Source organism: Dyadobacter sp. 22481, assembly GCF_052044875.1.
GTDB classification, from domain to species: Bacteria; Bacteroidota; Bacteroidia; order Cytophagales; family Spirosomataceae; genus Dyadobacter; species Dyadobacter endophyticus.
On sequence record NZ_JBQENV010000002.1, the window covers coordinates 1756815 to 1775221 of the forward strand.

Annotated in this window: 18 protein-coding genes; 7 read left to right on the forward strand and 11 right to left on the reverse strand. The window is 49.6% G+C overall.

The genetic code is table 11. The features are described from left to right. Nucleotides 1-5: 5 nt before the first annotated feature. Together ACTJJJ_RS17405 and ACTJJJ_RS17410 are read right to left on the reverse strand one after the other, a co-directional pair. A complete protein-coding gene (locus tag ACTJJJ_RS17405) occupies nucleotides 6-1163 on the reverse strand; it encodes a sensor histidine kinase (RefSeq protein ID WP_188932958.1) in 1158 nt (385 codons plus the stop codon). Between the two features lie 208 nt (nucleotides 1164-1371). Next, nucleotides 1372-2136, reverse strand: coding sequence for a LytR/AlgR family response regulator transcription factor (locus tag ACTJJJ_RS17410; protein ID WP_440702500.1), 765 nt, complete (start codon nucleotides 2134-2136; stop codon nucleotides 1372-1374). Nucleotides 2137-2245: 109 nt separating this feature from the next. Between ACTJJJ_RS17410 and ACTJJJ_RS17415 the strand changes: the two genes are divergently transcribed. Next, nucleotides 2246-3349, forward strand: coding sequence for a S41 family peptidase (locus tag ACTJJJ_RS17415; RefSeq protein ID WP_440702501.1), 1104 nt, complete (start codon nucleotides 2246-2248; stop codon nucleotides 3347-3349). Nucleotides 3350-3420: 71 nt separating this feature from the next. Here the strand turns inward: ACTJJJ_RS17415 and ACTJJJ_RS17420 are convergent, their stop codons facing one another. Further along, nucleotides 3421-3849: a VOC family protein gene (locus ACTJJJ_RS17420; protein ID WP_426293475.1), complete on the reverse strand. Its 429-nt coding sequence runs from the start codon at nucleotides 3847-3849 to the stop codon at nucleotides 3421-3423. A 218-nt stretch (nucleotides 3850-4067) separates the two neighbouring features. Here ACTJJJ_RS17420 and ACTJJJ_RS17425 point away from each other — a divergent pair, with 218 nt between their 5' ends. From ACTJJJ_RS17425 to ACTJJJ_RS17435, 3 genes are all read left to right on the forward strand, one after another. Then, nucleotides 4068-4400: an ArsR/SmtB family transcription factor gene (locus ACTJJJ_RS17425; RefSeq protein WP_188932954.1), complete on the forward strand. Its 333-nt coding sequence runs from the start codon at nucleotides 4068-4070 to the stop codon at nucleotides 4398-4400. Further along, nucleotides 4390-4860, forward strand: coding sequence for an SRPBCC domain-containing protein (locus ACTJJJ_RS17430; RefSeq protein ID WP_188932952.1), 471 nt, complete (start codon nucleotides 4390-4392; stop codon nucleotides 4858-4860). The genes ACTJJJ_RS17425 and ACTJJJ_RS17430 overlap by 11 nt, the downstream gene beginning before the upstream one ends. A gap of 65 nt (nucleotides 4861-4925) precedes the next feature. Beyond that, nucleotides 4926-5711, forward strand: a complete 786-nt coding sequence (locus ACTJJJ_RS17435) for an alpha/beta fold hydrolase (protein WP_440702502.1) — start codon at nucleotides 4926-4928, stop codon at nucleotides 5709-5711. On the opposite strand, the gene ACTJJJ_RS17440 is transcribed toward ACTJJJ_RS17435, so the two are convergent. Continuing rightward, nucleotides 5712-6617, reverse strand: a complete 906-nt coding sequence (locus ACTJJJ_RS17440; protein WP_440702503.1) for an NmrA family NAD(P)-binding protein — start codon at nucleotides 6615-6617, stop codon at nucleotides 5712-5714. 303 nt (nucleotides 6618-6920) lie between these two features. Beyond that, the gene (locus ACTJJJ_RS17445) at nucleotides 6921-7415 is read right to left on the reverse strand and encodes a GNAT family N-acetyltransferase (protein WP_440702504.1); all 495 of its coding nucleotides are present in this window, start codon (nucleotides 7413-7415) and stop codon (nucleotides 6921-6923) included. 298 nt (nucleotides 7416-7713) lie between these two features. On the opposite strand from ACTJJJ_RS17445, the gene ACTJJJ_RS17450 reads away from it, so the two are divergent. Next, nucleotides 7714-8595, forward strand: coding sequence for a pirin family protein (locus tag ACTJJJ_RS17450; RefSeq protein ID WP_440702505.1), 882 nt, complete (start codon nucleotides 7714-7716; stop codon nucleotides 8593-8595). A gap of 70 nt (nucleotides 8596-8665) precedes the next feature. After that, nucleotides 8666-9706: an alpha/beta hydrolase gene (locus ACTJJJ_RS17455; protein WP_440702506.1), complete on the forward strand. Its 1041-nt coding sequence runs from the start codon at nucleotides 8666-8668 to the stop codon at nucleotides 9704-9706. 18 nt (nucleotides 9707-9724) lie between these two features. Here ACTJJJ_RS17455 and ACTJJJ_RS17460 read toward each other — a convergent pair whose 3' ends face one another. From ACTJJJ_RS17460 to ACTJJJ_RS17480, 5 genes are all read right to left on the reverse strand, one after another. Next, a complete protein-coding gene (locus tag ACTJJJ_RS17460; RefSeq protein ID WP_188932934.1) occupies nucleotides 9725-10225 on the reverse strand; it encodes a PH domain-containing protein in 501 nt (166 codons plus the stop codon). Between the two features lie 113 nt (nucleotides 10226-10338). Next, nucleotides 10339-10815, reverse strand: a complete 477-nt coding sequence (locus ACTJJJ_RS17465) for a T9SS type A sorting domain-containing protein (RefSeq protein ID WP_440702507.1) — start codon at nucleotides 10813-10815, stop codon at nucleotides 10339-10341. A 26-nt stretch (nucleotides 10816-10841) separates the two neighbouring features. Continuing rightward, nucleotides 10842-12011 (reverse strand): hypothetical protein, encoded by a 1170-nt coding sequence (locus tag ACTJJJ_RS17470; RefSeq protein WP_440702508.1) that lies wholly within the window; start codon nucleotides 12009-12011, stop codon nucleotides 10842-10844. Next, entirely contained in the window at nucleotides 12008-12139 is a 132-nt protein-coding gene (locus ACTJJJ_RS17475; RefSeq protein ID WP_440702509.1) for a hypothetical protein, read from the reverse strand. Before ACTJJJ_RS17475 ends, ACTJJJ_RS17470 begins: the two co-directional genes overlap by 4 nt. A 19-nt stretch (nucleotides 12140-12158) precedes the next feature. Further along, nucleotides 12159-15371, reverse strand: coding sequence for a M4 family metallopeptidase (locus ACTJJJ_RS17480; protein WP_440702510.1), 3213 nt, complete (start codon nucleotides 15369-15371; stop codon nucleotides 12159-12161). 232 nt (nucleotides 15372-15603) lie between these two features. On the opposite strand from ACTJJJ_RS17480, the gene ACTJJJ_RS17485 reads away from it, so the two are divergent. After that, nucleotides 15604-15933, forward strand: a complete 330-nt coding sequence (locus tag ACTJJJ_RS17485) for a helix-turn-helix domain-containing protein (protein ID WP_440702511.1) — start codon at nucleotides 15604-15606, stop codon at nucleotides 15931-15933. A gap of 28 nt (nucleotides 15934-15961) precedes the next feature. On the opposite strand, the gene ACTJJJ_RS17490 is transcribed toward ACTJJJ_RS17485, so the two are convergent. Further along, a complete protein-coding gene (locus tag ACTJJJ_RS17490) occupies nucleotides 15962-18316 on the reverse strand; it encodes an ABC transporter permease (RefSeq protein WP_440702512.1) in 2355 nt (784 codons plus the stop codon). Nucleotides 18317-18407 lie beyond the last annotated feature (91 nt).

Here is an 18407-nt window from a genome sequence, read left to right on the forward strand (position 1 = left end):
CATTGTCAGGCGACCGCATGCGGGTGTCGCTGTGTGTCACTTGCCCGGACGGTTTTTGTAAGTCTGATTTTTAAATAAATATGATAGGCCCCAGCCTCCTCGCGAACGGTGAGTTCGTGGCCGGGGTACAATGCTCCAAGGCGTTTTCTCACATTCACGAGGCCAATTCCGCCAGTTTGTTCCGGTGCATTCTCTGTTTTCTGGTTGCTGATGATCATCGTTAATGAATCGTTAGTCAAGGTCAAATCCAGTTTTACCCACGATTTTCGTGTCGTATTATGCACGCCGTGTTTGAAAGCGTTTTCTACAAAAGTGATGAGAATGAACGGTGCAATTTGCAGGCGGTCATCAACCTGTTCGGGGAAAACTGCTTCCAGTTGGAGCCGTTTGGCGGTCCGCAGCTGTTCCAGCCCGATGTAATCCCGGATGAACGTCAACTCCTTGTCAAGCTGCACGAGCGTGCCTGAGGTTTCGTATAATGAATAGCGCATCATACCCGACAGCTGCTCCACAATGCGCGCCGCACGTGGGTTATCCTCCTCTGTGAGCGCGTAAACGCTGTTCAGTACATTAAAAAGGAAATGCGGGTTGATCTGGCTTTTCAGGAAATCGAGTTCAAGGCGCGTGTATTGTTTTTCCAAACGAAGGTTTCGGACTTGCCTGCGGTAGATTTCAATGAGTAGCCGTGCCGCGAGCGGGTAAAATGCTCTTTCAATGATAAACATCAAATGGAAAAAGGTAGCCGGATGGGACAGCGCTTTCCAGAATGGCATCCTTTCGAAATGGTTAAGGGAACCCGTATAATCGTCGGGCAGGCCGAAATAGTGCTTTACAGCATACGATGCATAATAGTAGCATGTGAAAAGCACGAAGTAATAGACCGCCAGCCCCGGTACGAGCACAAGCGGCCTGGGCGCGTAATGCTTCACGAGGTACACGAGCATATAATACTGCACGATCACGCAAAGCGAATCCCGTAGGATCGGACCCGCATAGGTCATGAATTCGAAATTCAGCGGGGCGGCCGGATAAAGGAACCAGGGAATATAAGCGGAAAATATCAGCAGGAATATCCCGACGATCAGTAGGCCGTGGAATGCCAGGCGGGTGAAACCCCGGTAACGTTTTTCGTCGGTAAGAATGGCCAGCAGGCGTTGTACCATGAGTGAATTTTTGAATGCCAAACTAAAATACCCGGTTTTGAAACGATCCGTTGCTTTGTTTCGACAAACACTGCACGATTTTCGATGAAAATGCAAAACACATGTTTACCGAAAACCTGTGTGACTTCACCGAATAAATTTAGCGGCCGCATGACGGTCGCCTATTTTCGCTGCTGTATTCAATCGATACAAACAGCACGCAACGATGTCAGCCATTCGCCAGCCACTTTCGCATCACATTCCGGACCTCGTCGCGGTAACTGGGGCCGATGAGAAGTTCTTTGCCGGAAGAAAGAAACAGCATGTTGCCCTCGGTACTACGGATATGCCGGATTTGGACGATATGCGATCGATGGGTGCGAATAAAATGTTCCGCGGGAAGGATTTCGAGCAGTTTCTTGATCGTCAGGTGGGTCACAATGTTGCGGCCGGGCAGAAAAATGCGCAGGTAGTCTCCCAATGCTTCCACGTATTCAATGTCCGCGTAAAGTACCTGCTCCGTGCGCTTGTCGGTTTTGAAGTAGGCAAAGCCAGGTTCTGCCATGAGAGCCTCCCGCTGCGGAAGAGTCGCCGCAACAGCGGCCGGAGCCGGCGCATCGACGGACACGGGAAATCGTTCACGAATGCGGCCGATCGCTTTCAGGAACCGGTCGAAAGTAATGGGTTTCATCAAGTAATCGGCCACGCCGAGGTCGAAGCCATCGAGGGCGTGGTTGGGATTGGCGGTGGTCATCACCACCACCGGATGCGGAGCGGGCAATGCTTTCAGGAACTCGATGCCGTTCATTTCGGGCATGTTGATATCCAGAAAAACAATCTGCGGGGCCAAAGCGGGCAGCTCCGTGAATGCGGTAACGGCGTCGTCGAACGTTCCGGCCAATTCCAGGAACGAAATGCGGCGGACATACTTTTCGAGCAGTTCCTGCGCCAGTGGTTCATCCTCGATAATGGCGCAGCGAAGCGTGTTAGGCATGTTGAAATCAGGTTTTGTTACCGATCACGGCCGATAGTAACCGCATGAAAGTAGCAAACCTTTTCTTTTTAATCAAAAACAGTTACATCATTAGAACGCTATGAAATCTATGCATCTCATCAAAATTTGCATCCTCGTCCTGCTGTGCCAAACGGCCTTCTCGCAAAGTGAGAACGGGGAACAGAAGCCGCTGAACACCGAATGCGACTGCCAGGGAGCGGTCGAACAGGCTATCGACAAGGTAACCCGCATCTACGCCGGCTTCGAGGACAAGGTTACCACCAGAAACCGCCCTGCATATGATAAGCTATTGAAAGACGTCCGTGCCCGTGCACCGAGGGCCAAAACGGAAGGCGAATGCCTCAAAATCTTGCAAGACTATACGGCATTCTTCAAGGACAGCCACGTTTTCATCATCTGGCAGGGATGGAGAAAAAAGGGCGTTAGCGCAATGCAAGCGAATGCCGGGCGTACAGATCTGGTCGAATTCAAACAATTGAATAAGGATTTTTTGTACCTGAAACTCGCCGCGTTCGACGAGCGGGAGGTGGGTAAAATCGATAGTATCCTGATTGCCAATAAGGCATTGCTCGCTAAAACACCGCATTTGATCTTCGACCTGCGCGGTAATGGAGGCGGTAATACAAGCACGTCCGACGAAATGGCCAAGTTGATTTATACCAAAACATTTATTTACCCGTCGTGGGATTACCGGTCGAGCGAAGAATACATCGCGAGCATGGAAAAGTACTTTAAGTCGCAAAAAGACACGACCAGCATAAGCTATGTGCGAGGAAAGCGGCTTTTGGAGGAAGTAAAAAAGAACCCGGGTAAGTTGGTGAGCGCCGGTGAGGATTTTCAGCGCCCATACGATATCGATCCAAATGCCTATCCACAGCACATCGCTTTCCTGATCGACAAAGGCTGCGGCAGCGCTACGGAGTTTTTTATTTATGAAGGTAAACAAAGCAAAAAAGTAACCCTTTTCGGGACCAACTCGCATGGTGTGATGGATTACGGCTCGGATCAGAATTTCGATCTCTGCGACGGGACGTTCAACCTGGCTGTGCCTTGGGGCCGCAATGGCTGGGTAAGGGAGTTTCGCATCGATCATGTGGGCTTTGCGCCCGATGTGCGCATTCCCGCGAGCGAGAAGGATTGGGTAAGTTTTGTACAGCGCTACTACGCCAAAAGGGACAATGCAGTAAAGTAAATGAGAGATTTAAATAGAAAAAGGCCGGTCCGCAGCTTCGGAAACCGGCCTTTCGTCATTACAACTGTACATTATGCGCCTTGTTGCGCCGGGAAGTTGATCATCCAGTTTACACCGAATTTATCTTTAAAAGCACCGAAGTAGTCGCCCCAGAACTGGTCTTCCATCGGCATTTCGATAGCGCCGCCTGCCGAGAGGCCGTTAAAATACTCGTCGGCCTGCTCGCGGCTGTCGGTGAAAATGGAAATATAATTGTTGTTGCCTACGGCGAGGGTATGGCCCATGGAAGGCATAATGTCCGAGGCCATCAGCAATTCGTCGCCGACGGGCAAAGCGATGTGCATAATCCGGTTTCTTTCGTTTTCGGGCAAATTTTCTGAGCCTGGTGTGCCGTCCATTTTGTGAACGCCGCGAAATTCACCGCCAAAAATGGATTTGTAGAAAGTGAAGGCCTCTTCGGCAGTTCCGTCGAAGTTGAGGTAAGGATTGATTTTAGGCATAGCTAAAAGATTTAAAAAGGTGATTGGACTTGATTTTTAGATTTGTTGACTGATGCAAATGTATACCGTTGCGGCATGATGTATGCTCCCTAAAAAGGACATTCATAGGGGGCTGGTGCGACAAATTGAAACGCTTTTTTCCAGACTTCAAAATTAACAAATAAATATTGCGCAAGTAAATACTTGCATATATATTTGCAAGCAAATACTTGCATGTTATGAAAGCACGAAGAGATGTATATCAGGCCATTGCCGATCCTACCCGCCGGGCGATCATCGGTATGCTGGCTGAGCAGCCCCAGAATGTAAATGCGATTGCCGAGCAATTTGATGTTACACGGCAGGCCATTTCCCTACACGTCAAAATCCTGAGCGACTGCGGGCTGATTTTTATCCGGAGAGAAGGTCGGGACCACATTTGCGAAGCCCGGTTGGATAGCCTCAACGAGGTGTCAGTGTGGGTGGAACAATACAAAAAGCATTGGGAAAGCAAACTGGATTCATTGGAAACCTATTTGGAACAACTAAAAAAAGAGCGATATGGAAAATGAAAAAAGCAGCACGCACGACCGTGAACTGATCATTACCCGTAAACTGAACGCACCCGTGGAGCTGGTGTGGGAAGTGTGGACCCAGCCGGAACATATTGCCAAATGGTGGGGACCCAATGGTTTCACCAACACGATCACCACGATGGACCTCGTGCCGGATGGCGTTTGGGAGCTTGTTATGCACGGCCCCGACGGTAAAGATTATCAGAACAGAAGTATATTTAAGGAGGTTGTTCCCTTAAAGAAGATTGTATATCAGCATTTTGCGCCCAGCTTCTTGACTACTGTTGAGTTTGAAGCGCAGGGCGAGGAGACGTTTTTGAGATGGCATATGCTGTTCGAATCGGCGGAACAGATGATCCGGATCGTTAAATCGAACAATGCATCCGAAGGCTTGAAACAAAATGTCGAAAAGCTGTCGGTATACCTGGAAGGCCGGAAAACGGCCCGGCAGTCGTGAGGGCGCTGGTTGCCGCGTTGCTCTTTGCAATGCTGAATTTATCCGTTCAAGCACAACAAACGAAAATGGAGCAGCTAAAAACAACCGGGTATGTGCCCGTGAATGGACTGAAAATGTATTATGAGATTTACGGAAGCGGCGATCTTCCGCTGGTGCTCATTCACGGCGGTGGCTCGACGATCGAGACGTCGTTTGGTAATATCCTGCCCCAACTCGCGGCATTCAGCAAGATCATCGCCGTCGAATTGCAGGCTCACGGGCGCACGAGCGACCGTGACGCGCCCGAATCGTTTCAGCAGGATGCGGACGACGTGGCAGCATTGCTCACGCATTTGAAAGTAAAAAAAGCCAATGTCCTCGGTTTCAGCGACGGTGGTTGCACGACAATGCAGCTGGCCGGGCGCCATCCGGAACTGATCAACAAGATTATCGTCGTAGCCTCCAACTACACCCGCTCAGGGATGATCGAAGGCTTTTTTGAAATGATGGATAATGCTTCGCTCGACAATATGCCTGCACCGTTGAAGGAGCATTATCTCAAAGTAAATCCTGATCCGAAGGGCCTGCAAACGATGTTCAACAAAGATCGTGAACGCCGGCGCACCTTCGCCGACTGGCCTCAAAGCGACCTCACGCGCATACAAGCCCCCGCGCTCATCATGACGGGCGACAAAGATGTGATCAAAACCGAGCATATTGTCGAAATATCCAGGCTGATCCCGAACGCGGAACTGGTGGTCCTTCCCGGCGTGCACGGCGCATTGCTGGGTGAAATCTGCACTGTGAAAGCCGGTAGCAAGCAGCCGGAAATCACGGCGACGCTCGTAAAGGAATTCTTGGAAGGAAACTAATTACCCCAACACCTCCCGAACCCTTGTCCATTTAATTTCCGGATAGCGCGCGTTATCCAATGGTTCCAACTTCGGCAAGCCGCTGAGCATGTTGTGAAGGTACTGCATACCCTGCCAGGGCGGAAACACTTCGTCCCTGGCAGGTGCTATGGTGCGGATGATGCCAATCATCGTCGCCAGCATCCCCAATCCGCCGAGCCTCCATAAACGAAACTCTTTCCCATAAGCCTGGCTGGCGGCTCGCTGCAAGTTGCGAATCGTCGCTACTTCGCCCGCAATGCGCAAAAAGCGCGGCGCCTGCGAGTCGAGCGCAGCAGCGGCGGTGAATGCTGCTGTGTTGGCCATTGTTGTAAAATCCATGGGCTGGTCGGCATTACCCCAGTAAATCACGCGGTTCAACTTGGGGAGGATCAGCGGGGCCTGGTTTTTCAGCAGGTCGGTAAACATGCCGTTCAGAATGGACGTAGCGTGGATTGGCGTGTTGTCGAGCATCAAAGCGAACTCTCGGCGCAGGTCGAGGTTACGGTTGCAGCCATCGGGAAGTTTGAAATAATCAATGCAATAATCAGAGGGGATAAACCGTGGTACGCCTGCATTCAGGGCGGCTATCAGCAGATCGGATTGGGCTCCCACGATCACATCGCGCAAACCCGACAAGGCCGAAACGACGCATTGCGCGTCCCGGAGTGCCTCGGTGAGGGTGACGGTGTTCTGATAATCGACTGGAATAATGACCGCCCCCGCTTTTTCCAGCGGCGCCGTTTTCGAAAAAGGTGTGTCCCTTCGCACGAGCGCCTTCACATGCGCATGCCGTGAGAGGAGTTCTTTTATGATTAACGTTCCCAAGTGCCCCGTCGCCCCGGCAACTACGATGGTTTGGTGTGTAATGTGTTGTTGAACAGTCATTTGATGTCAATTTCTGTGCATGTGTATGATGGTTGGAAATTGATTAGGTATGCAGAAACAATTATGCCAACCGAAATAGAAAAGGAGAGGTATTGGCCTTTCCGTGGTCGTTCGACCGTCTGGCATGACTTTTCAACCGGCATCTGCCGCGTTGTCGTGTGGTCAAGCTCGAACTAGCGACTTCTTTCCTTGCTTTTTTGAACAAACTACCTGCCGGGACTTACCAAACGGGCGGTATGAACGTATATACTAATACGAGCAAGAAGCAAAAAACGAGAAAATAGCGCACGGCTATTTGTATCGCTACAAATCCAGGATGTAATCATGGCGCACCACGTCGCCCTCGGGTACTTCTCTGAAAAAGCGGAATTGTTGCTTGGTGAGGACGTTGATGGAAGCCTGGTTTTCGGGCGCAACCAGCGCCACGAGCGATTCGACACTGCCACATTCACGAGCGTAAGCGACGAGCCTGCGGGTGATTTCCGAGGCGTAGCCTTTCCCCCAGAAGTCGGGCAATAATGCATAGCCGATTTCGGTAAAACCATCCTCGAAAGGCACGATTTTGCCCAAACCTACATATGAATCGCTGGCCTTTTCATAAACCGCCACAAAACCCATCTCGCTCTGCTGCCCGTCGGCGCGGAGGGACCTTTCAAATCTTTTGCGGGCACCTTCCATGTCCAGCCCGGTGCCGCTGATGTGCACCATCACATCCTGCTGCGATACCAGCCGGAAATAGTCTTCAAAATGGTCGGGAGTGAATTTTTCGTATCGTAAACGTTCTGAATAAAATTGCATTGTGAAGTGTAATTGGATTCTTAATCGGATACATGGCCTGGGGCTGTGCAGCCGGATTTTACAGCCCTGTCACTCATTTTAACAAAAAGTTGACAGAAAGAATTTGGCCGTTTGCCAGATTTTTGCGTTTGTGGACAAGTTTTTGCCAATTTATTCGTCTGTGACGGAGTAACAATTTGCCATTCTGCTGTACCACTAACCAAATGTATAGCGGGATAAAATGGATGGTAGACGGACTGTTATTGTTTACTAAATGGGACCGCAAATGGTCTCGTCAAATGGAAAGCAAAAACAGATCATGGAAAATCAAGGCCTTATCAGAAATATAGTCTGCATCAAAACACCGCCTGCACAACCAGGATTTCTGGGTCCTGACCACACGGCCCGGGCGGTGATTTACCACGAATTCGAACATAGTGACCCGTTCATTCTGCTGATGGACGATTTTTTGGATAAAAAGGACGACGAGCCGGTAGGAGGGCCGCATCCGCACGCCGGCTTTGAAACCGTTTCGCTGTTGCTTGAAGGCGAAATCGGGGACGAAACGCATATGATGAAGCAGGGGGATTTTCAAATAATGACCGCCGGTAGCGGCATCGTACATACGGAGACGATTGAAGGGCGGTCAAGAATGCGGCTGCTGCAAATGTGGTTGAACCTGCCGAAAGCGGATCGCTGGACGGCACCGAGGGTGCAGGATCTGTCATTTGAAAATGCGCCGGTATCCGAAAAGAAAGGTGTGAAAACGGTTTTGTACAGCGGCGCGTTTGCAGGCCTGCATTCGCCCGTCAAAAACCATGTGCCGCTCATCGTTGCCGACATCCGGTTGCAGCCAGGCGCAAAGCTTACCGAATCGTTGCCAGCATCGTACAATGCGTTTTTATATGTGATTGAGGGCGATGTGATGGTTGGTGATGAAGGGAAGGTATTGACAGCCAATCAGATAGGTTGGTTAAGCAGGGGTTCGGCGAGAGAGGCAAGCGAGCTGACCCTCGCGGCGGGCGCGGAAGGTGCACGCGTGGTGTTGTACGCGGGCGAGCCGCAGCACGACGAGATTGTCTCGCACGGCCCTTTCATTTCAGACCATCAGGAGGAAATCAAGGAGCTTTACAGTGATTTCCGCCATGGGAAAATGAGGCACGTGTCGACTTTGCCGGAAGGACAACGGTTTAGTTACTGATCCGTATCCAATGCGCTTTAACGGGTGGCTAATCTTTCTTAATTTGGGGCACATTCAAACCTGACCTGTAATGAAAAGAGAAAGATTAGCCGCCCTTTTGTTCGTGATCCTGCTCGCACCTGTTTTTGCATTTGGGCAATCGCCGTTGAAGGGATCGGTAGAGCGTATCAAAGTACATGGCAAATCGCTGGAAGGCAATCTGGAAGGTAACCCTGCTGATCCGGATGTATCGGTGTACCTGCCGCCGAGCTATAAAAAGGAGTCGAAGCGCCGCTATCCGGTGGTGTATTTGCTGCACGGCTTTACGGATACCGACGCGCAATGGTATGGGTTTGTCAAACACTGGATCAACCTGCCTGTGATTGTTGACAAAGTATTCGAATCCGGTCAGGCTCAGGAGATGATCATCGTAACGCCGAATGCTTTTACGCGCAGTGGCGGCAGTTATTATTCCAATTCGATCACTGCGGGGAACTGGGAGGATTTTGTGTCCAGGGAACTCGTCGCGTATATCGACCAGCATTACAGGACCATTTCTAAGGCCGTAAGCCGCGGCCTGGCGGGCCATTCGATGGGTGGCTACGGCACCATCCGTATCGGCGAAAGGCATCCCGAAATATTTTCGAGCATTTATCTTCTGAGCCCATGTTGCCTGGCACCGGGCAATCCGCGATCTGCCGATGCTCTCGCTAAAATAGAGGCGGTGAAAACGCCTGACGACATTGCGAAGGCGGATTTTATGACCAAAGCTGCCCTGGCTTATGCCGCTGCGTGGTCGCCGAATCCCGCTCGTCCACCTTTCTACACCGATCCGATCGTTGAAAATGGGAAGCTAAATCCCGCCTCTGAAATCAAGTGGAATGCCAATATGCCGCTTTCCAATATCGATCAGTACATTACTAATTTAAAACAAATGAAGGGCATTGGTTTTGACGCAGGTGATCGCGACCAGCCTATTGCTTCCAATATAAAGATCCTGCACCAGGTCCTCGATAATTACAAGATCGAGCATACTTACGAAGAATATCAGGGCGACCATATCAATAAGATAGGCGAGCGGATCGAGACGAAAATGCTGCCTTTCTTTTCGAAAAATCTGGCAACGAAATAGCATCCGGCGATTTAGTGATCAACTCTTGATGGGTGCGAAGGAATTTAACTCGCCGGTAAAGGAGTCGATATCGTCTGGCGAGAGCAGGATTGTCTTGTTGTCGGTTTTAATAAGCACCATCTGATCGCGGCGAGTGACATACCAGGTCATTTTGCCGTAAACCGAGTTGTAAAACTTGCCAAAATAGCCCCAAAAGCCGCCAACGCCGAATGTACGAATCGTGAATTTGAGTTGTTCCTTCGTGACGATTCGTACGGAATCAAGTGCTTGAAGGGAATAAGTGACATCGTTGATGGGGCGATGTACGGTCAGTCCGTCTTCTGTCAGCGTGTAGGCTAACGGCCGGTAGATGTAACCGGCAGCGTAGACGGCTATCAAAATCGCGGTTGAAACAAATGCCCCGATTTTCGCGTCAGCCGAAAAGGTCAAAAACTCAAAAACGCTGATGGCGACGAATAGGGCCGTCAATCCGATAGTAATAATTTTGGTGGGTTTGTCGATGGAAGCGGTGTACCTCATGGTGTCGTGGCGAATTGATAACGACTAAAAATAGGAAATTTTTGCCTTAAATCAGTCACTACACCTATTCCAAAAGGAAGGGAGCATGGGTGTTTTTCATGCTCCCTTCCTTGTTATTGCACAACCAGCTTTTCCATCGCGCTGGCATTACCTGATTGTGCTTTCAGAATATAAAACCCCTGCGCGAGCGACTCCACATTTAATGGCTGTTCGGCGGATTTCAGCTGGGTGGCTTGCAGCGTGTTGCCACTTTTGTCGAATATCTGAACGTCGACCGGGTATTTCCACGAGCCTTTAAATTGCAGGTTTACCTCTTTGGAGGCAGGGTTAGGGAAGATATTAATTGAACTTGCAACACTTTCAATCTTCTGCTTCTTTTTAGCCGAGTAAGTAAATGCGATTACTTTCCCCTTTACAGCCGGTTTCTCGAGATCGACAGTACCAATGTCTTTGCCAGACGCGCTCCGGACGGTGAGCAAGGAGCCGTTTCTGACGAAATCGAGTTGTGAGTGTTGCAGTTCCTGCGCATTTGCCATACCAACAGTTGAAGCTGCCAGTGCGAAAATCAAAAGTTTGATATTTTGTTTCATGATTTAATTAATTAAGTGTGATGTGATTACTTGTGGTCCAGTGTAATGTCTGTGAACTGAAAATTCACCTTCCATTCGTCGTAAATGGGGTCAAAGGGATTAATTGTGATGATATGTTCATTTATCACGGTCTGCCCGTTCAGGATTACTGAAAACCGTGGCTGATCAAAGGGGTAATAGACGGGAGGATCAGAAATGGCCAGCATTTTTAATTTCAGGGTGTATTTACCGACCGGTTGATCTTTGGCAAACATCCCCAGAACAGCATTTTCAGAATCGACCAGAAGCTCGGACACCGTAATTCCATTCCCGTCCACCACCTCGACTTTGTTGCCGTCTGGATCCAAAACTTCAAATCCCAATGTGTAGTCGGCATTTTCAAACGAGAATGGATCGGCGGGATCCAATTCATTTCTAAAAGCATTGAGCTGAATACTTAAATCTTTCTTAGGCGTGGCTGGTGGGTTATTATTTGCACCAGCGATGGTTGAGAATAACACAGTCCAGGGATCGAGCCCGACGCAGCTTCCGGAATTTTTGATGATCAGCGTGTAATTTTTCCCATTGCCAAGCGTACCTGCCGGCAGCAACATCGAAGTCGACATGGTGGGGTTATTGTTAAAACCGTTTACAGGAATTCCATTACTTAATATGGTTACCAGATATTGCTCACCTGGCTCCTGCCAGAGGCTCGGTTCCCATGTGATCGTTACGGGCAGTGCAGGGTCTATTTTGTCATTATCGTTCGGGAACTTGGGAATCGGCTGATCCTGACATATTGTGTAGCTAAAAACGGATGATAATCCTGTTTCTGCACCCTGTGGGCCTACGGCCAGCACGCTTACTTCTATACCAAGATGATCGTCGTATATAAGCTGGTCAACGATTTCCTTTTCGAGGGCTTTCCCCGGCGTGTTGAAAAAGGCGACCTGACCGGATTCCTTTTCTTCGACACGGACTTTAAAATGGTCGACCAGGGCCAGGTTCACCGTTCCCGCGTTCCATTTAAATATCTTACCAAAATAAGTTTTATAAGGTATGGGTATTTTGGGGTCGGGTCCCGTCATCGCGAGCAATGTTTCATTTTGGTCCGTCTTGATCCGCCACACGTTGGTGCATGTGGCATAGCTAACCCCTTTTTGAGGTAATACCCTGACGAACAGGTTTGTCTGATCAGCAAGTGCGGGCAGGGTCACCAGCGCGTTGGTTTGGTTGCCTGGCTCATGGCGGTCCGGTCCACATTCTTTTTATTGTATTCGTTCTGTGAAATCGCCAGGTGGCAGGATAGCAAGCCAAACAGTAAAGCGAATACCCTTTGTTTCATAAGTAAAGTGTGTTTGAAATTATTTAATATCCAGAAGAATATCAGCGAATTGAAATCCATTTTGCCATTCATTAAAAGGGGAGGCCGGGTTAATAAAATCAGCTGTGATGACATGGTTATTGACGACCGTCTGCCCGTTGAGCAAGACTGAAAACCGCGGCTGGTCGAAGGGGTAATAGAGGAGCGGGTCGAAAATATTGAGCATTTTAAGTCTGAGCTTGTATTTACCTTCCGGTTTGTTGCTACCCACCATGACGACGCCTGAATTTTCGGAATCCACATCCAGTTGCGTTACCGGATTTCCATTAGGGTCGGCCGGGTCGACCAGTGGCAACAGCTTGCCGTCGGGGTCGATAAGCTCAATGCCGAGGACGTAATTGGAAGTGCCATATTCGGGCGGGAACTTTGTTCCATCGGGATCGTTGCGGAAGCCTTTCAGTTCGATGTTGAAATTGACCAGTTTGGGAGGCTGGGGTTGGTTTGAACCGCCTGCATCGACGGCATTGAAAAAGGTGCTGGGCAGGGTGATACCGGGGCAGGACGCGGAATTCTTCACCGTAACAGTGTAGCTTTTGCCATTGACGAGTGTTCCTGCCGGGACCAGCATGAAGTTGTTCGTTGTGGGCTTGTTGTTAAACCCGGGCAATGGATTTGCCCCGTCCATAATCGTTACCAGATATTGGCTGCCTGCATCCAACCAGGCGCTGGGATACCATTCGATATTGAAGTCTTTGGTGGGATCAACTTTGCCCAGGTCTCCGGGGAATGAAACACCCGGGTGGTCGGGGCATACGGTATAATTGAATGGCAGTGACAAGGCCGATTTGGCACCCAATGAGTTTACACCCAGGACCTGCACTTTGAAGCCCTGTTTGTCATCGAACAGCAGCGGGTCCTTCACCAGGAAATCAAAGACTTTCCCCTGGGTTGAGAAAATCGAGGTGAGGTTGGAGGATTTTTCCGTGATATGCACTTCAAAGTGGTCGACCAGGTTCAGGCTGAGGGTCCCTCCCTTCCATTCGAAAGTGCCCAGGAATGCCTTGAACGGGAAAACAGAATTGTCGGCAGGGCTTTTCATAGCCGGGATTGTAGCGTTTTTGTGTGTTTTTACCCGCCAGACATTGTTGCAGATACCAAATACACCGCCTTTCTGAGGCAATACGCGTATGAACAAGTTTGTTTGGTCAGGAACCGCGGGTAGTTCTACCTCTAATGTGTTTAGGTTGCCCGCCACGGTTTGCGATCGCATAATGTTAGCGAATGCTGCATCGCCCGCTATCTGAATAATGTAATGGCTTGTGCCGGGATAGGGATACCAGGTAACCCAACAGCCGAGACTACTGACTGTGCTTGCCGGATCACCCGGTTTCTGGTTTAATCCCTGTGTGACGGAAGTTTGTGGGATCATCACCTGAATAGCCTCAGTATCGGACCATGTCCCGAAATTATCTGTCAGGTTGGGAGAATTGGACCTTTCAGCTCTTGCGCGGGTGTAGTAAGTTTTACCTGCGTCCAGAATCGTGTTGATAGTGCCCGATTCAGAAAAATTCCCGGTAAAGGGAGTAACTCCTGAGTAGGTAATTTTTGTAAATGCGTCGTCTTCGGCAACCTCGTAGGTATATTGATGGGCATTGTTGACCGTTTTCCATTCAACGGAAGGATCGTTCCAGGGGTTGACTGTCCAGCTATTACCGGGCACGGCATGCCAGAATTTGGCTTGTTTATCATCAAGTATAAAAGAATGAGCCGGGCCATATTGCTGGTAGAGTACGCAAAGCGGATTATACCCCTTACAAAAATTTGCACCAGCCTTCGTAATGCGTACACGGGCATATACGCGCTCGCCGGGGCGGTAATAGCCTGTTGCAAAGCCCGAGTAAGCGCTTCCACCTCCCGGTTTGATTACAACGTTAAAGTTTTTGATCAGAACATTCTGTACGTTCTCCGTGAAAGCGGCATTGGTTGCCATTTGAGCTTCCCATTCATCAACGGGCAAGCCTTCCCAGGTAACATTTACGTTCACCCCAGGCCAGGGCTCGACACCGGTCGTACCGTGAGCAGGCGACATTGAAAACGGGCCAAGATTGTTTTCACAAATACCCACCGCACACCAGGCATCCATAACGGCAAGGTATTCGGTTGAGTGAAGGCCGTAGAGCTGTTCGGCCGCTTTAAGCGTGGCATCTTTTAGATCTTTAAAATCGGATTTCAGGGTAATGAAGTCAATACATTTCCATACGATCTGAACAGCCTTGTTAACACCGATGCCATTGAGTTTATAGGAGTATCCCAGGTCATTTATTTCTGTTCCTGTTGTGCCGGCCGCCAAAAGGTAATACCAGTGATCTATTACCGTTGCATTCTGGTGGACGAGGTAGCTGCCATCTGCGGGGCAAGCGTTAGCATAAAAGTTTCCGAAGTAGGTATCCGGTAGTTGGAGGGTGTTGGGGTTGTCAAAAGGTCTGCCCGGGTAAATCAATCCTTGCGACCAGGTCCACTGGTAAAGTGCGGGAGAGTTTTGCTCATATTCATTCAATACGTATAAACCAATAATATCTCCCAGCGCTTCTTCCAGTACCTTTCTTTCACTGCAAGGATCTACTCCGGAACCAGTTGCGCTACCAATTTTGAAATGCACAATCGCATGGATCATTTCGTGACAAACCGCATCGATTTTGGTTAATTTTTCGGGCTCACTTCCATCCATAGGTAGGAAAAATTCTTTGGTGACTACACCATACTTTGGTGACGCGATAAACAATGACTTTTCAGGCTTCACTATATTCCAGATAATGGGCTTGCCATTGACGGCATCGTTATCGATGCCTATCCAGCCGAATTTGTCCTTGATTACCTTCAATGCAACTTCGGTTCCGTGCAGTAAGCTAGCGGCGCTCACAACGAGTTTAATGTCCGGAAACCCATTGTCGAAGAAAGCGTCGAATGGCGGTTGGTTGACAAACGGAATTTCCTCAAAACTTTCATTAACCACCCTGACCCGCATTGACGGCAGATCATTTTCAGGCAACACTTCCAATCGTCGTTCAATCATAGTCCCAGCCTGATCCGTCGTGTACTCCATCACACGCACGGGCTGCGAGTCATCGTAGTAATCGGTTAGAAGATTTTGCGTAACATTCGTCTTGTTGTAGATCTGCTGAGCGTTTGTGGCGGTCGACGGGTTCAAAAAGCAAGCAAGACAGCCCAAAGCCAATAGTAGTCTTCTCTTCATAATGCGTGTAGTTTTTGTACTAAATACAATTGCAAATAGCCTGAAAAAGGCTGCATTGCGCTCATTTTTCAAGTGGTTAAGAACCAGTCTGGCGGTACTTTTAACTAGTCGGGTAAGACAGTAGGAATAGCAGAATGCGCAGGCTAATCAATCGGTTGCCGATTGAAAAGTGGAAATAGGAATCTTAGGTAGCAAACGGCTTTGTCCTGAAAACACATGTCAGTGGCACCCTATGAAAGAAGACAAAATCCCTATCGGAGAAAATATACGTTTGGTACGTAACCGGCTGGGCTATTCGCAGGAATATGTAGCCGGGAGGTTGGGGATTTCAAAGCAGCGCTATCGGCAGCTGGAAAACGAGGAGCAGGATTCCATTACAATGGGCCGTCTTTCGGAGATCGCTTTTATTCTCGAAACGGATATCGAGACGCTCATATGCCTCCATAAAGTGAAGTTTTCGAAGGCCGGATTTCAGCAGGGGGATAGTCAGGTACTGCATCAGCTGATCCAGACACAACAAGAGCTGATCATCGCCCTGAAGGGGAAGAGCAGCCCTGAGTAATGCGTTTCGTGAGCTTTCTGTACTCTTTTTACTCGCTGCGAAGACTTTTTACTGGATTGAGCAGCGCCGCGCGTATTGCCTGATAGCTCACCGTCGCCAACGATACCACGATCGCAAGAATGCCTGATACCGCGAATACCCACCACTGGATGCCGATCCGGTATTCAAAATCGTGAAGCCATAGATCCATGACGTACCAGGCTACCGGTACAGCTATAACAATCGAAATGATAACCAACGCCATGAATTCCCCGGAAAGCAACGCGGCAATGCTCATGACCGACGCGCCGAGGACTTTACGCACCCCGATTTCTTTCACGCGGTTTTCGGCCATGTAGGCGGCGAGGCCGAACAGCCCGAGACATGATATGAAGATAGTGAGACCCGCGAAAATACCGGTCAGCTTCGCGACCCGGCGCGTGTCTTCAAATTTCAGGGCATAGTCCTCATCCACAAAGTGATATTCGAAGGGATATTCGGGGTTGTAGCGGCGGAAAATGGCCTCCACCGCGGGTATGAGGTCGGCAGCCGGCCTCTCCGCATTCAGTTTGAAATGGATTACATTGAAATAGCTCTGTGCCCCTTCGATAATCAGCGGGCTCTGGCGATCATAGGGCGACCGGATCACAAAGTCCTTCACAACACCCACGACGTGGTAGGTAGCGCCATTGTCCTTGATCGTCTGGCCGACCGGCTCCTTAAAACCCATGATTTTGGCCGCGGATTCATTGAGCAGCACTGCCGCTGAGTCGGACGGGAATTTGGTGAGATCCATATCGCGGCCCTGGATCAGTTGCAGGCCGGCAGTTTTTACAAGGCCCTCGTCTTCGGTGAAAATGTCGAAATCGATTTTTTCGGCCATGTTTTTGCCGTGCCATTCGATGCCCCAGGTATCGCTGGCAACGCTGCTCAGCGGGGATGAGGTTTTGGTAACGGAGGTAGCAATGCCCGTAGCAAGCAATGCACGTTTAATCTGCGCATAATGCTTGCCCAAATCGCCTGTAATCCAGTGATAGGCAACCTGTCCACGGTCGTAACCAGGATCGCGGTTCTGTGCATGACGGATTTGCTCTACGACGATGAGCGTGGAAATGATCAGCACAATGGCGAAGCTGAACTGTACCACAACCAGCACTTTTCGTGGACTGAATGTGGATTGCGTTCTTTTAAATGCACCTTTCAGCACACTGATCGGCTTGAACGACGACAAGTAGAATGCGGGGTAGCTTCCGGCAATAATGCCGGTAAAAAGAATGAATGCGAGTGCGGCAGCCCAGAACCGAGGATTTTGTACCGGTACTTCCAATTCCTTACCGATGAGCGTATTGAATGCCGGCAAGGCAAGGTAAACGGCCAGTAGCGCGATAATACCGGCAATCATCGAGATCAGGATCGATTCGCCGATGAACTGACCGACCAGAAGCCCCTTGTTTGCTCCGGCCGTTTTGCGGATCCCCACTTCCTTGGCGCGTTTTTCGCTCCGCGCGGTGCTGAGGTTCATAAAATTAATACAAGCGATCAGCAGAATGAATGCCGCGATAATGCCAAACATCCGCACAATGGCGATCCGCCCGCCTACGACTTTGCCATTCTCAAAATTGGAGTACAAATGCCACAGGGCGATAGGGTGGAGGAATACCTCGTGTTCTTCGGTTTTATTGGAATGCCGGATCGTGATGTCCTTGATCTTTTCGGCAAACCGCTCGGGATTGGTGCCCGGTTTGAGTTGCACATAGGTGTTTACGGTATTGAAAGTCCAGGTATCGTCCACCGAGCCTATCCTTTTCAGGTATGCAAAGGGAAGAATGTATTCGAATCTGAATGCGGTGTTGGGTGGTAGGTTCCGCATTACGCCGGTGATCGTGAAATTGTCCTTGTCTATCGCTATAACTTTGCCCAGCACATCCTCGGTACCGAACATTTTGATGGCCATTTTCTGGGTAACGACCATCGAGCTGACCGAGTTAAGCGCTGTTTTCGGATTCCCCTGTATGAGCGGGAAGTCGAACATGCTGAGGAACGCCGCGTCCGTGATGATGGCCTCGCTTGAAATTTTCTTATCACCGACGCGTGCCACAAACCACCGCCCATAGTTGCGTGCAATGTTGCTTACCTCTGGATATTCCGCTTTCAGGGCAGGTCCGAGCACCTGTGGCGTCGAATTCCAGCATTGCAGTTTGCCATCGAACGTTCCACGGTTCCAGGCTTCGTACAAATAGTCCTTGTTCTTATGGAAGCGGTCGTAGCTTAGTTCATTGTGCATCCAAAAAAGGATGAGCAACGCGCTTGCCATGCCCACGGACAAGCCCAGGATATTGATCGCCGAAAAAGCCTTGTTCCGGAGCAGGTTCCTGAATGCAATTTTGAGATAGTTTTTTAGCATTTTCTATGTTCTTCCTCGTAAGTCTGAAATTATTGACTCAAATAGCCTGCCAAATAATTAATTAATTGATAACCAATATTTTGGTAGATCG